This is a genomic window from Mycolicibacterium iranicum, assembly GCF_014190915.1.
Taxonomy (GTDB): Bacteria; Actinomycetota; Actinomycetes; order Mycobacteriales; family Mycobacteriaceae; genus Mycobacterium; species Mycobacterium iranicum_B.
The window spans coordinates 43,506-57,619 of the sequence record NZ_JACHVU010000009.1; the positions used below are offsets into that span (position 1 = coordinate 43,506).

Genomic DNA, 14,114 nt, shown 5'->3' on the forward strand with positions numbered 1-14,114 from the left:
AGTCCTGTCAGCGGCGCGGACGGCCGGGGCCCGAGGCGCGGCGTTGCGCCCGGTTCATCGCCGAATCGCCGAATTTCACGCCGTCGCGTTCGTAGGCGTCCACGATGTCGGCGACCAACCGGTGCCGGACGACGTCGGCGCTGGTGAGCTCGGAGAAGTGGATGTCGTTGATGCCGTGGAGGATGCGCATCGCCGCCTGCAGACCCGACGCCGCTCCCCCGGGCAGGTCGACCTGCGTGATATCGCCTGTCACAACGATTTTCGAGTCGAAACCCAGCCGCGTGAGGAACATCTTCATCTGTTCGGCCGTGGTGTTCTGGGCTTCGTCGAGAATGATGAACGCGTTGGACAGCGTGCGCCCGCGCATGTAGGCCAGCGGTGCGACCTCGATGACACCGGCGCTCATCAGCTTCGGGATGAGCTCGGGATCCATCATGTCGTGCAGCGCGTCGTAGAGCGGCCGCAGGTACGGGTCGATCTTCTCACTCAGCGTGCCGGGCAGAAAGCCCAGGCGCTCACCGGCTTCCACCGCGGGCCGGGTCAGGATGATGCGGCTGACCTGCTTGGTCTGCAGGGCGTTGACGGCCTTGGCCATTGCCAGGTAGGTCTTGCCGGTGCCCGCCGGGCCGATGCCGAAGACGATGGTGTTCGCGTCGATGGCGTCGACATAGCGCTTCTGGTTGAGCGTCTTGGGCCTGATCGTCTTGCCGCGCCGCGACAGGATGTCGAGCGTCAGCACCTCGGCCGGGGACTCCTCGACGGCGCCGGTCAGGATGGCCACGCTGTGGCGCACCGCGTCGGGCGTGAGGGTCTGACCGTTCGCGACGACCTCGATCAGCTCGGACACGGCGCGCTCGGCCAGGGCGACGTCGGCGGGCTCACCGGAGATCGTCAGCGCATTGCCCCGGGCGTGGATGTCGGCGGCCAGCAGGCGCTCCAGAGCGCGCAGGTTCTCGTCGGAGGACCCCAGGAGGCCCATGACGTACTCGGGCGGAACTGTGATGCTGCTGCGGACCGGGGATCCAGAGGGGCCGGCGGATGCGTCCGAGCCTGCGTTCTCGCGGGGCGCCACGTGTGGTTTTCTGCCTGCTTTCTGGTTCCGAGACGGTGTGCCAACAAATGCCCAGTTTAGCCCGGCCCGCCGTCACGGCCCAATGCTTATGCCCCCGGACCCGGTCCCACCGGGATCGGCTGTGTCGTCTCGGCCGGCTGCGTGCGCGGCGGCGGGGGGCGCAGCGGCCGCGAGCGCACCACCAGCGGCCACCAGAACCAGCGGCCCAGCAGGGTCGCGATCGACGGCATCATGAAGGCGCGCACGATGAACGTGTCGAACAGCAGGCCCAGCCCGATCGTGGTCCCCACCTGCGCCATGATCCGCAGATCGCTGACCACCATCGAGCCCATGGTCAGCGCGAACACCACCCCCGCGACCGTCACCACGCTGCCCGTCCCACCGATCGCGCGGATGATGCCGGTCTTGATTCCGGCCGGGATCTCCTCCTTGAACCGCGACACCAGCAACAGGTTGTAGTCCGAACCGACCGCGATCAGCGCGATGATCGACAGCGCCAGCACCATCCAGTGCAGTTCGATGCCCACGACGTGCTGCCAGATCAGGATCGAGATCCCGAACGACGCGCCCAACGACAGCGTGACGGTCCCGACGATGACCAGCGCCGCGACCAGACTGCGCGTCAGCACCAGCATGATCATCAGGACCAGGCACAAGGCCGAGATCACCGCGATCAGCAGGTCGTAGCGGGATCCGTCGGACATGTCCTTGAACGTGGCCGCGGTGCCACCGAGCTGGATGTTCGCGTTCTCCAGCGGGGTGCCCTTGAGCGCCTCGATCGCGGCGATCTTGATCGGTTCGACCCGCTGCAGCGCTTCCTCGGTGGTCGGGTTGCCGCGGTGGGCGATGAGCATGCGCACGGTCTTGCCGTCGGGCGAGAAGAAGCTCTCCATCGCGTTCTTGAAGTCCTCGTTCTCGAAGACCTCGGGCGGCAGGTAGAAGGAATCGTCGTTCTTGGCGGCGTCGAACGCCTTGCCCATCTCGGTGGAATCGCGGGTCAGCTCGTCCATTTGGTCGTAGAAGCCGCCCATCGTGGCATAGGTCGTCAGCATCATCTGACGCATGCTCTCCATGGTCTCGATCATGGGCGGGAAGGTCGCCAGCATCTCGGGCAGCAGCACCTTCATCTCGTCCATGTTCACCACGGCCTTGTCGAAGGTGTCGGTCATCGTGCTGATGCCGTCCATGGAGTCGAACAGAGACCGGAACGACCAGCACAGCGGGATGTTGTAGCAGTGCGGTTCCCAGTAGAAGTAGTTGCGGATCGGCCGGAACTGGTCGTCGAAGGTGGCGACCATGTCCCGCAGCTGATGCACGGTGTCGCGCATCTCGGTCATGTCGTCGATCATGTCGGTGGTGATGCCGGAGAACTTCGTCATCAGCGCCTGCATCGTCTTCATCGTGGCGATGGTCTCGGCGATGTCGTCGGCCTGGGTCCGCATGTCGGCGATGCGGTCCTTCATCAGCTTCATGTTCTGCTGCTGGCCCACCCCCTGCATGCTGATCAGGAACGGGATCGAGGTGTGCGCGATGGGGGCGCCGTCCGGGCGGCTCGGGGCCTGGACCCGCGCGACGCCCTCGACGCCGAAGACGCGTTTGGCGAGGCGGTCGAGGATGAGGAAGTCCGACGGGTTGCGCAGGTCCCGGTCGGCTTCGACGAGCAGCACCTCCGGGCTCATCCGCGACAGCGAGAAGTGCTCGGTGGCGGCCTGCAGTCCGGCGTTGGCCGGGATGTCGGCCGGGATGTAGCGGGTGTCGTCGTAGCTGGTCTGGTACCCGGGAAGGGCGGCGAGGCCGATCAGGGCCAGCGCCAGCGACGCGACCAGGATGGGTCCGGGCCAGCGGACGACCATGGTGCCGATGCGCCGCCACGCGCGGATGCGCAGGGCGCGCTTGGGTTCCAGCAGCCCGAACCGGCTGCCCAGAGTCACGATCGCCGGACCGAGCGTCAACGCCACGGCCACACCGGCGACGATGCCGACCGCGCACGGGATGCCCATGCTCTGGAAGTAGGGCATCCGGGTGAAGGAGAGGCAGTACATCGCGCCGGCGATGGTCAGGCCGGAGCCGAGTACCACGTGGGCGGTGCCGTGGAACATCTCGTAGTACGCCTCCTCGTGGGTGGCGCCCGAGGAGCGTGCCTCCTGGTAGCGGCCGACGAGGAAGATGGCGTAGTCGGTGCCCGCCGCGACAGCCAGCGACACGAGCAGGTTCACCGCGAACGTCGACAATCCGATCACCTGGTGGTGACCCAGCGCGGCGACGACGCCCCGCGCCACCGACATCTGGACGCCGACCATGAGCAGCAGCAGCACGACGGTGGTGATCGAGCGGTAGAAGAACAGCAGCAGCACGATGATGACCGCGAACGTGACCATCAGGATCAGCGCCATGCTGCTCTCGCCGGCGATGTTGACGTCGGCGGTCAGCGCGGCGGGCCCGGTCACGTGCACCCGGACGTCCGGCGGGGGCGCGACACCGTCGACGATCTCGCGGACCGCCGCGACCGATTCGTTGGAGTCCGTCTCGCCCATGTTCCCGGCGAGGTACAGCGTCACGTAGGCGGCGCGGCCGTCGGAACTCTGTGCGGCGGCCTGTGTCAGCGGGTCGCCCCAGGTGTCCTGGATGTCGCGGATGTGCTGGGGGTCGGCCCGCAGCTTGTCCAGAAGCTGGTCGTAGTAGGCGTGCGCGTCGTCACCGAGGGGTTCGTCGCTCTCCAGGACGATCAGCGCGATCGAGTCCGATTCGGACTCCCCGAACAGCCTGCCCATGTCGGACATCGCCTGCATCGACGGGGCGTCGCTGGGGCTCATCGACACCGCGTTCTGCGCAGCGACGATCTCCAGCTGGGGCACGAGCAGGTTCAGCGCGGCCACCACCAGGACCCAGCCCAGGATGATCGGGACGGCCAGACGGCGGATCCAGCGCGCCAGGAACGTCGGCTCCCGCAGGGACTGGCCGGTGTGCGTCGAGAGCCTCATGCGGACTTCGTGAAGCAGTAGACGTAGGCGGTGACGTTGTAGGCGGTGCGTTCGTCTTTCACGACGTCGTCGGCGGTGATGCGGCAGCCGATGAAGTCACCGTCGCCCTGGGCCACGACGTTGCCCACCATCGCCGGGGAGTTCGTCTCGACCTCGATCGACCAGGGCAGGGTGGCGCCGACGATCTGGTTCGGGTCCCCGTCGTCGTCGATGTAGTTGATGTCCGCGGTGGCGCCGGGGTCACCGAAGATCTCGTAGCGCACGACCTTCGGGTCGGTCAAGTCGGAGCCCTCGGTCATGTTCCCCGCGTAGGTCGGCAGTTGGTGCGAGCCGAAGATGTTGCGGATCCGCCAGACCGAGAAGCCGCCGACGATCAGCACGATCACCAAGACGAGCGGTATCCACGCTCGGGTCAGACGGGTGAGAATGGGGAATCCTTCGGTCCTGCAGAAAGTCGGTCAGGAGGGAAGGCTAACCTATCTAAATTGTGCCGGGCAGGCTACCCCCGGGGGGTGTGCCTACGACCAGCGAGACGTAAGAATTCCGAGCGCTCCGAGCGCGACCGCCGCCGCCGTCGAGGTCCGCAGCACGGTGGGCCCGAGACGCACGGCCACGGCCCCGGCCGCGGTGAGGGCCTCCAGCTCGTCGTCGGCGATGCCGCCCTCCGGGCCGACGATCAGAGTCAGCCGGTCGTGGGCGCCGGTCACGGCTGCGGCGAGGGGGCGGGTGGCCGACTCGTGCAGCATCAGCACGCTTCCCGGGGGCGCCGAGCGCGTCGTCTCGACCAGCCGGCGGGTGCCGACGACACCGTCGACGGCCGGGATGTAAGGCCGGCGCGATTGGCGCGCGGCGGCCCTGGCGACCGCGGTCCACCGCCGCAGCCCCTTGTCCGTCTTCGCCGCACCGTCCCACCGGGCGACGCACCGTGACGCCTGCCACGCGACGAATGCGTCGGCGCCGGCCTCGGTGGCGAGTTCGATCGCCAGTTCCGACCGCTCGGATTTGGGGAGGGCCTGCACGACGGTGACCGTCGGCGTGGGCGGCGCGACGTAGCGACGTTCCTGCACGCGGGCGGTCAGCCGGCCCTTGGTGACGTCGTCGACCACGCAGTGCCCGATCGTCCCCGCGCCGTCGGCGAGGTCGAGGTGTTCGCCGGGCCGCGTCCGGCACACGGTGGCCGCGTGATGGCCTTCGTCGCCGTCGACGACGGCGAGCTCACCGACCGCCGGCAGCGCGTCGACGTAGAAGAGACTGCGCACGGGCCCTCTGCCCGGTCAGCGCCCGGTGAACGTCTCGCGCAACCGGGAGAACAGGCCGCCGCCGTGGGAGCCGCCCGAATTGCCGTCTGCGGAACGCACTTCGGCGGTCGCACGGCTGCGCTCCTTGAACGTGCGCAGCAGTTCGACGTCGTCGTGGTCCAGTCGTGAGGGAATGACGACGTCGATGTGGGCGTGCAGGTCGCCGCGCACCCCCGATCGCAGGTGCGGCATGCCGTGGCCGCGCAGCGTGGTCACCGAGCCCGGCTGGGTGCCTGCGGCGATGGTGATCTCGGTGGGTCCGTCGAGGATCGCGTCGACCGACACGGTGGTGCCCAGCGCGGCGTCGACCATCGGCACGGAGATCGTGCAGTGCAGGTCGTCCCCTTCGCGGACGAACACCGGGTGCGGCTTCTCGTGGACCTCGACGTAGAGGTCGCCGGCGGGTCCACCGCCGGGGCCGACCTCGCCCTGGGCGGCCAGCCGGACACGCATGCCGTCGCCGACGCCGGCGGGGATCTTGACGCTGATCTCGCGGCGGGCGCGCACGCGCCCGTCCCCGGCGCAGCGGTTGCACGGGTTGGGGATCACCTCGCCGACCCCGCCGCAGACCGGGCAGGGACGCGACGTCATCACCTGTCCGAGCAGTGAGCGCTGAACCGTCTGGATCTCGCCTCGTCCGCCGCACGTGTCGCAGGCCACCGGCGTGGAGTCGCCGTGGGTGCCCTTGCCGTGGCAGAGGTCGCAGAGCACCGCGGTGTCGACGGTGACCTGCTTGGTCACCCCGGTCGCGCACTCTTCGAGGTCGAGCCGCATCCGCAGCAGCGAGTCCGACCCGGGCCGGACGCGGCCGATGGGTCCACGCGAGGCCGTGCCGCCGCCGAAGAACGCCTCGAACACGTCGCCGAGCCCACCGAACCCGGAGAACCCGCCGCCGCCACCGGCCGCGGATTCCAGCGGATCGCCGCCGAGGTCGACGATGCGGCGCTTCTCCGGATCGCTGAGCACCTCGTAGGCGGCGCTGATCTCCTGGAAGCGCGCCTGGGCGCCCTCGTCGGGATTGACGTCGGGGTGCAGCTCGCGAGCGAGCTTGCGGTAGGCGCGCTTGATCTCCGAATCACTCGCACCCTTGCTCACTCCGAGCAGCCCGTAATAGTCGCGTGCCACGCTCAACCTTTCCCACCCGACCGATCCGCCTAAACCCCGACAGGGGCGCGGATCAGCGGTTACCTAAGACTTCGCCAATATAGAGAGCAACCGCGGCGACATTGGCGATAGTTCCCGGATAGTCCATCCGTGTGGGACCCAACACTCCCATGCCGCCGAAAACCTTGCCCGAGCTGCCGTACGCGGTGCTGATCACCGAGGTGCCCGCCATCTGTTCGGCCTCGGTCTCGTGACCGATCCGCACGGTCACCTTGCCCGCTTCCTGTTGCTTGGCCAGCAGGCGCAGCACCACCACCTGCTCCTCGAGCGCCTCCAGCACCGAGCGCAGCGAGCCGCCGAAGTCGGCGGTGTTGCGCGTCAGGTTCGCCGTACCGCCGAGCAGGAGCCGTTCCTCGGTGTGCTCGACGAGAGTCTCCACCAGTACGGTGGCCGACCTGCCGACCGCGTCGGCGAGCCCGCCCTGACCGTTGAGGTGCGACGCGAGATCGGAGACGGCGATCGAGGCGGCCGTCAACGGCTTGCCCTCCAGCGCCTGGCCCAGCAGGTCGCGCAACTGGCCGAGCTGCGTCTCGTCGAGGCCGTCGCCGAGTTCGACGATGCGCTGGTCGACCCGGCCCGAATCGGTGATCACCACCAGCAGCAGTCGCGCCGGGGTCAGCGCGACCACCTCCAGCCGCCGCACCGACGAGGTGGACAGCGTCGGGTACTGCACGACCGCCACCTGTCGCGTCAGTTGCGCCAGCAGCCGCACCGCGCGGCGCAGCACGTCGTCGAGATCGACACCGGACTCCAGGAAGGACAGGATCGCGCGGCGCTCCGCACCCGACATCGGCTTGATGTCGTCGAGCCGGTCGACGAACTCCCGGTAGCCCTTCTCGGTCGGCACCCGGCCCGAGCTGGTGTGCGGCTGGGTGATGTAGCCCTCGGCTTCCAGGACGGCCATGTCGTTGCGCACCGTGGCGCTGGACACCCCGAGGTTGTGTCGCTCGACGAGCGTCTTGGATCCGATCGGTTCCTTGGTGGCGACGAAATCGGCGACGATGGCACGCAACACCTCGAAACGACGATCGTCTGCGCTGCCCATTGTTCACCCACCTGACGTAGACGCGACCCGGTCGCGTTCATTTTACGGGTGGTCATCGGGCTGCTTCGACCGAGCGACCCGACAGTGGCAAAGCAGGGTCGGCGCAGGCAGGTTAACCTGACCGGAACAGACACATATTGCGGGGGCAACGGGCAGCGAAGGCGCGTCGATGATCTTCAAAGGGGTTCGCGATGGCAGGCCCTACCCTGACCACGGTCTGTCGCACCGGCAGTGGGCCCAGATACCGCCGCGTCAGATCCGGCTCGACGAGTTGGTGATGACGACGACCGTGCTCGCCCTCGACCGGCTGCTGTCCGAGGACTCGACGTTCTACGGCGACCTGTTCCCGCACGCGGTGAAGTGGCGCGGCAATGTCTATCTGGAGGACGGGCTGCACCGCGCGGTGCGCGCGGCGCTGCGCAACCGCACCGTGCTGCACGCCCGTGTCTTCGACATGGACATGCCGGCCCCCCACCCCGGCTAGCCGGCGCGGGTCAGTCCGCGCTCATGGCCTCACGCAGGCTGCGCGGTCGCAAGTCCGTCCACGTCTCCTCGACGTAGGCGAGACAGTCGGCCCGGGTGCTCTCGCCGAACACCACGCGCCACCCGGCGGGGACATCGGCGAACGTCGGCCACAGGCTGTACTGCTCCTCGTCGTTGACCAAAACGTAGAAGGTGCCGTTCTCGTCATCGAACGGGTTCGTGCTCATCGCTTCTCCTCGTCGAAGGGTCATGCGCCGGACCGGTTCCCGGGTACCGGGCGCCCAGCACGCGGTCGGACAGCAACCCGAGACAGCTCAGGTTCGGGAAGCCGGGCCCCTGGGTCAGACCCGAGAGCCCCGGCAGGAACAGCTTCGGTGTCACGCCGCCCACGGACAGGTCGTGGGTGATCGACTCCTGCAGCGATTCACCGGTCAGCGGTGCCCGCAGTGCCAGCTCGATGACATCGCGGGCGTCCTGGCTGAACAGCGACTCGAACCACATCGAGTCGGCGCCGGAACCGTCGATCACGAGATCGAAACCGTGCACGGTCTCGAGCGCCTCACCGCCGCGATTGGAGTTCAGCGTCAGGCGGATTCGCTGATCCCGCGCCACGGCGTGGGCGACCCGCCCGCGGAGGTGCCGGATGCGGTCGTCGGCCAGCAGCGCGTCCTGCACGCGCGCCGAGAACACGCCGCGGTCGGTGCGGGCCAGCGCGTCGCGGCGTTCGGCCATCGTCAGGCTCGACCAGTCCGTCGGATCGGAGAACAGGGTGTTCTCGAAAAAGCTCTCCCCGCGGGTGAACAGTGTGACCTGCGGCGAGATCACCGTGATCGTCGAAACACGGTGCCGGAACAGCTCGTTGAGCATCGAGGCCGCGGTCTCCCCGCCGCCGATCACCGCCACCCGGTCGGCGACGATCAGGTCCTGCCGCGCGGCCCGCGCCCAGAACTGCGCGATCGAGAGCACCCGCGGGTCGTGGGGCAGGAGGGAGCGCTGCGCCTGTCCCGGGCCGGTGATCATCACACCGTCGGCGTGCACGGTCTGCTCCGGCGTGGACAGCGCCCACCGCTGGCCGTCGATCGAGATCCGTTGCACGTCACCGTGGATGACCGACATGCCGACGCTGTCGGCGACCCACCGCAGGTACCTGCTCCACCCCGAGTGGGTCGGTGAGGGACGGCCACGGTCCACCCATTCGGCGAACTGGGCGCTGGAGATCAGGTAGGACTGCCAGCTGTGCCGCATCATGCGGCTGTCGAGTTCGGCGTTGCGGCGAGGCACCAGCGACGAGCGGTACGGGAAGCCGACGTCCTTCTCGGGGCTGGTGCCGAGCCGGTGCTGGCCGTCGGTCCAGCCGCCGACCGCCTGCCAGTTGGCACCCACCACACTGCGTTCGATCGCCACCACGTCGGGCGCGTCGGCGCCCATGGCGCGCAGTTCAGCGGCCTTCGCCGCGACCGCGATCGCTTTGGGCCCGGCGCCGACGACGGCGAGGGTGGGTCGTGGCCGGGTGGTCATAGCGCTTCTCCCAGGACGATGACCGCCTGATGCCAGAGCTCGGTGAGCCGCTCCACATCCTCGGCGGTCGACAGCAGTGGACTCCAGCGCCAGCTGGTCCGCAGGCGGGGGCGGTCGTCGTTCTCACCCGCGGCGACCACCGAGATGACGTCGAAGGTGTACCGCAGCGGGAGTTCGGGTTCCGCGGCGGCGGGCATGTGGGCGTTGAGGGCGGAGTCGGTGATCAGCGACCAGGGACCCGCGCCCCGATCGCCGCTGAGGTCGTGACGGCCCACGTAGTTGAACTCGACCTGGGGATGCGGCAGCGCGCGCAGCGCATCGTCGGCGCACGTGTAGCGCAGCAGACCGTAGTCCAGTCCCCGGTTGGGCACCGCGGCGACCTGTTCGGCGACCGCCCGCAGCAGGGCGCGTGCCGCGGCCGGGTTGCGCCTGACGGTGTCGACGTCGACGGCCGCCTCCCCGGCGCCGAGGCGCACCGGGAACACCGAGGTGAACCATCCGACGGTCGCCGACGTGTCGATAGGAGCCGCCGTGTCGATAGGAGCCGACGTGTCGACGGGAGCCGCCGTCTCGACGAGCCCATCCTCGCGGCCATGCCCCTCCAGCGCGATCAGCGCGCCGTGGTGCGCAGGCTGGCCACGCTCGATGCGCCACGACGCGAGCGTCAACGCCAGTGCGGTGAGCAGGAAGTCGCGCATCTCGATCCCGGTGCCGTCGAGACGGTCGAGGATCGCACGGGTGGTCCGGGCGTCGGTGACGACGTCGGTCAGCTGCAACGACCCCCAGGTGTCGCGCTGCGGGTCGGGCAGGCGCGCACCGAGTTCGGGGTCGGGTGCCGAAAGCTGCGTGACCCAGAAGTCACGCTGCGCGGCGACCTCCGGGCTGGCGCTGCGTTGATGCAGCACAAGGGTCCACTCCCGGTAGGTGGTGAACTCGGCGGCCAGGTCCGGGGTGCGCCCGGCCGAGAGCTCGGCGTCGATGTCCGACAGGGCGCCGAGGATCACATACCAGGACACCACGTCGGTGGCGAGGTGGTGCACGCTGAGCATGAGCACCGGCGGCCCCTGCCGGAAGAACACCGCCGCCACCATGGATCCGGCGCAGGGATCGATGCGGTCCAGCGCCGCAACCACTTCCGCGGGTAGGGCATCGGTGGCGGGCGCATCGACGACCGTCAGCACGTCGCGTGCCGACACCGCGCCCGGCGGGCGGGTCGACACGATGTGGTGGCCGGCGTCGCTCCGGAGGACGGAGCGCAACATGTCGTGGCGGTCCAGCAGTACCTGCAGGACCGACTCGAGCCGGGCCTCGGTGATGTCCGGGGGCAGTGCGATCAACACGTTCTGGGTGAAGCGACGGAAATTGCCGTGCTCGTACATCCACTCCATGATGGGCGCGGGCGCCACCTCACCGAACCGGTCCGCGGTCACCGGTGTGGGCTGCCGGTCCTGCCCGCCGGCGTCCATCGCCGTGGCCAGCTCACGAATGTTGTTGCACTCCAGCATCAGTCGAGCACGCATATCGATGCCGCGACGACGCGCCGCCTGGACCAGCGCCAGGGCGACGATGCTGTCGAGGCCCATCTCCAGGAAATCGGTGGTGACGCCGATATCGCCGGTGTCGCCTCCGTCGAGCACCTCGGCCAGCAGCTCGACGAGCGCGGCCTCCGTCGCGGTCTCGGGCGCGACGGACGGCGCGTCCTCGGTGACGACGGCCGCCAGCGCGGCTTCGTCGATCTTGCCGTGGGAGGTCAGGGGCAACTCGTCGAGGACGACGATGCGCTGAGGGACCATGTAGTGCGGCAGCCGCGTGGCCAGCACGGCGCGCAGATCGGCGACCTCGGGCGGTGACGCCCCTCCCGCGACGTAGGCCGTCAGACGGGCGGCGCGATCGCGTTGCCGGACAGCGACATACGCATCGGCGACACCGGGGTGTTCACACAGGACGGCGGCGATCTCGCCGGGTTCGACGCGGAACCCCCGGATCTTGACCTGATCGTCTGCGCGGCCGAGGAACTGCAGGCCACCGTCGGCCCCGCGGCGCACCACGTCGCCGGTGCGGTACATGCGGCCGCCCGCGGAGAACGGGTCGGCGACGAATCGCGCTGCGGTCTCGGCGAACCGGCCCAGATAGCCTCGCGTCAGCTGCTGCCCCGACAGGTACAGCTCCCCCGCGACACCGGCCGGCACCGGGCGCAACCAGGCATCGAGCACATAGGCCCGCATGGTCTGGGTCGGGTGTCCGATCGACGGCCGGGCGTGGGCGTCGATCGCGGCCACCACCGCCTCCACCGTGGTCTCCGTGGGCCCGTAGCAGTTGAAAGCCGCCATCCCCGTGCGGGCGCACTCCTCGCCGATCAGGCGCCACGTCGACGCGCTGACCGCCTCGCCGCCCAGCGCGAGCACCGCCAGCGGCACGGTGCTGAGCAGGCCGACGTCGTGGAGCTGGGCGAACATCGAGGGCGTGGTGTCGAGCAGGTCGATGCCGAACCGTCCGACGGTGTGCACGAGAGCTTCGGCGTCGCGCTGGGATTCGTCGCCCACGAGGTGCACCGAATGGCCGTCGAGCAGCGCGGCCAGCGGCTGCCACGCGGCATCGAAGGTGAACGACCACGCATGCCCGACGCGCAGCGGGGCGCCGGTGCGCGCCGCCGCGGGCCGCAGCACGTGTGCTGCATGGTCTTCGGCGTACGCCAGGACAGCGCCGTGCGTGCCGACGACGCCTTTGGGCCGGCCCGTGGTGCCCGAGGTGAACACGATGTAGGCGGCCTGGTCCAGGCCGGTCTCGGCGGGCCGGTACGACGGTGCGGGTTCGGCGGGCAGGCCGGCCAGGTAGGCGTCGTCGATCAGCACGCGCGCCCCGGCCTGCTCCAGGATGTCGTCGATGCGCTCGGTGGGCATGCCGGGATCGAGCGGCACGATCGCCCCGCCCGCCTTGAGCACGCCGAGCATCGCCACCACGTAGTTCGGGCCCCGCGAAAGGCATACCGCCACAGGCGTTTCTGCGGCCACTCCCCCGTCGAGCAGCGCGGCGGCCACCCGGTCGGCCGCCTCGTCGAGTTCCCGGTAGGTCATGGACCCGGCACCGTCGCCGGTGTTCCAGGTCAGCGCCACCGAGCCCAGCCTGCTCCCGGCCACCTCGGTGAAGCGGGCATGGATACTGCGAGCGGTCGGCGGCTCGGACACCGCGGCCTCGGGCACGGCGGTCTCGTCGGGCAGCAGGACACCGACCTCGCGCAGCGGACGGTCCCAGCAGTCGATGAGCCGCAGCGCGGTGTCCAACACACGCCTCCCGAGTGCGTCGGCCCGAAGCTGCCCCAGCGCGCCGTCGATCACTTCGACGAACACGGTGAGCACGTCACCGGCCAGGTGCGCGGCGATGGTGACCGGGAAGTGCGACAGGCTCTCCAGCGCCGACGGGACGAACGTGGCCCCGTTGGCGTGGAATTCGGTCTGACCGACCAGTCCCCCCGGCGGGAAGTTCTCGTAGACCAGAAGGGTGTCGAACAGTTCGCCGACACCGGCGACCGCACGCATCTCGGAGTGGCTGAGATAGCCGTGATCGCGCAGTATCGCGGCCTCGCGCTGGAGGGCGCGGCACTGCTCGCCGGTGGTGGCGACCGGGTCGAGCCGGACCCGCAGCGGCACGGTGTTGATGAACAACCCGACCATCCGTTCGACGCCCGCGAGCTCACCCGGGCGCCCGGAGACCGTGACACCGAACGTCACATCGCGGCGATCGGTGATCACGGAAAGGATGTTCGCCCAGGCCATCTGGATGAGCGTGTTCACCGTGACGCCACGGGACCGGGCGGCCTCGACGAGCGCCAGCGTCCGCGTCGCGTCCAGCGTCACCTCGGTCAGCTGCGGCCTGCCCCCGGGCGCGCTGGACGTCAGGGCGGGCGTCAACAACGTGGGGGCGTCGACCCCGAGGAGGTGTCGCCGCCAGACGTCACGGCTGGCGTCGTGATCGACCCCGGCGAGCCAGCCGATGTAGTCGCGGTAGGGCCGGGGCGGTTCCGGCAGGGCGTCGAGGTCCCCCTCGGCGCGGTACAGCGTCAGCAGCTCGCCCATGAACAGCGGCAGCGACCAGCCGTCGATCAGGATGTGGTGCGCGGTGACCACGAACCGCCGGCGCTGCGGCGCCTCGATGAGCAGGAACCGGATGACCGGGCCGTTGGCCAGATCGAAAGCTCGTATGCGCTCGGCGGTCTCGGCGTCCCGGAGTTCGGCCTCCGAGGCGACCACGACATGACGCCACGGCAGCTCGACACGGGTCGGGACCACCTGCACCGCCCGGCTGAGGTTGCCGCGGACGAAGCTGGCCCGCAGGTTGGCGTGGCGGTCCAGAAGTCTTGCCGCGCACTCGCGCAGCAGGCCGGCGTCCAGGGCCCCGAACGCGTCGGCGGCCATCGCGATGACGTACGGGTCCGACGCTCCATCCTCGTCACCGGTGAGCGTCGCCATCGAGTAGAGCCCCTGCTGAAGCGGGCTCAGCGCCAGGACGTCTTCGATGGTCGGTGCGGCCGGCGCCGGCTCGACGCGCGTCACGGG

General features: G+C 69.5%; 10 protein-coding genes. 1 reads left to right on the forward strand and 9 read right to left on the reverse strand.

All coding sequences use genetic code 11. From position 1 onward, the window contains the following. Nucleotides 1–7: 7 nt before the first annotated feature. From FHR72_RS18780 to hrcA, 6 genes are all read right to left on the reverse strand, one after another. Nucleotides 8–1,072 carry a PhoH family protein gene (locus FHR72_RS18780; protein WP_183470900.1) on the reverse strand — a complete coding sequence of 355 codons (1,065 nt, stop codon included), beginning with the start codon at nt 1,070–1,072 and terminating at the stop codon, nt 8–10. A gap of 86 nt (nt 1,073–1,158) precedes the next feature. Continuing rightward, the gene (locus tag FHR72_RS18785; RefSeq protein WP_183470902.1) at nt 1,159–4,053 is read right to left on the reverse strand and encodes an MMPL/RND family transporter; all 2,895 of its coding nucleotides are present in this window, start codon (nt 4,051–4,053) and stop codon (nt 1,159–1,161) included. Then, nucleotides 4,050–4,469, reverse strand: a complete 420-nt coding sequence (locus FHR72_RS18790; RefSeq protein WP_183471131.1) for an MmpS family transport accessory protein — start codon at nt 4,467–4,469, stop codon at nt 4,050–4,052. Before FHR72_RS18790 ends, FHR72_RS18785 begins: the two co-directional genes overlap by 4 nt. Nucleotides 4,470–4,571: 102 nt before the next feature. After that, nucleotides 4,572–5,312, reverse strand: coding sequence for a 16S rRNA (uracil(1498)-N(3))-methyltransferase (locus FHR72_RS18795; RefSeq protein WP_183470904.1), 741 nt, complete (start codon nt 5,310–5,312; stop codon nt 4,572–4,574). Nucleotides 5,313–5,327: 15 nt separating this feature from the next. Then, complete coding sequence (dnaJ, locus tag FHR72_RS18800; protein ID WP_183470906.1) at nt 5,328–6,476, reverse strand: molecular chaperone DnaJ; 1,149 nt, start codon at nt 6,474–6,476, stop codon at nt 5,328–5,330. A gap of 52 nt (nt 6,477–6,528) precedes the next feature. Beyond that, on the reverse strand, nt 6,529–7,560 hold the full coding sequence (gene hrcA / locus FHR72_RS18805) for a heat-inducible transcriptional repressor HrcA (RefSeq protein ID WP_183470908.1): 1,032 nt from the start codon (nt 7,558–7,560) through the stop codon (nt 6,529–6,531). Between the two features lie 169 nt (nt 7,561–7,729). Here hrcA and FHR72_RS18810 point away from each other — a divergent pair, with 169 nt between their 5' ends. Continuing rightward, nucleotides 7,730–8,044, forward strand: a complete 315-nt coding sequence (locus tag FHR72_RS18810) for a type II toxin-antitoxin system VapB family antitoxin (protein WP_183470910.1) — start codon at nt 7,730–7,732, stop codon at nt 8,042–8,044. Between the two features lie 10 nt (nt 8,045–8,054). Here FHR72_RS18810 and FHR72_RS18815 read toward each other — a convergent pair whose 3' ends face one another. From FHR72_RS18815 to FHR72_RS18825, 3 genes are read right to left on the reverse strand one after another with little or no spacing between them, the layout of a single operon-like run. Next, a complete protein-coding gene (locus FHR72_RS18815) occupies nt 8,055–8,270 on the reverse strand; it encodes an MbtH family protein (protein WP_183470912.1) in 216 nt (71 codons plus the stop codon). Then, nucleotides 8,248–9,561 carry an NADPH-dependent L-lysine N(6)-monooxygenase MbtG gene (gene mbtG, locus FHR72_RS18820; RefSeq protein ID WP_183470914.1) on the reverse strand — a complete coding sequence of 438 codons (1,314 nt, stop codon included), beginning with the start codon at nt 9,559–9,561 and terminating at the stop codon, nt 8,248–8,250. Before mbtG ends, FHR72_RS18815 begins: the two co-directional genes overlap by 23 nt. Beyond that, nucleotides 9,558–14,111, reverse strand: coding sequence for a non-ribosomal peptide synthetase (locus FHR72_RS18825; protein ID WP_311736195.1), 4,554 nt, complete (start codon nt 14,109–14,111; stop codon nt 9,558–9,560). The genes mbtG and FHR72_RS18825 overlap by 4 nt, the downstream gene beginning before the upstream one ends. Nucleotides 14,112–14,114 lie beyond the last annotated feature (3 nt).

Bases quoted from the DNA above. Each gene is read 5' to 3' on its own strand.
- FHR72_RS18785 (WP_183470902.1), bottom strand. From the start codon at position 4,053: ATGAGGCTCTCGACGCACACCGGCCAGTCCCTGCGGGAGCCGACGTTC.
- hrcA (WP_183470908.1), bottom strand. From the start codon at position 7,560: ATGGGCAGCGCAGACGATCGTCGTTTCGAGGTGTTGCGTGCCATCGTC.
- FHR72_RS18810 (WP_183470910.1), top strand. From the start codon at position 7,730: ATGATCTTCAAAGGGGTTCGCGATGGCAGGCCCTACCCTGACCACGGT.
- FHR72_RS18815 (WP_183470912.1), bottom strand. From the start codon at position 8,270: ATGAGCACGAACCCGTTCGATGACGAGAACGGCACCTTCTACGTTTTG.
- mbtG (WP_183470914.1), bottom strand. From the start codon at position 9,561: ATGACCACCCGGCCACGACCCACCCTCGCCGTCGTCGGCGCCGGGCCC.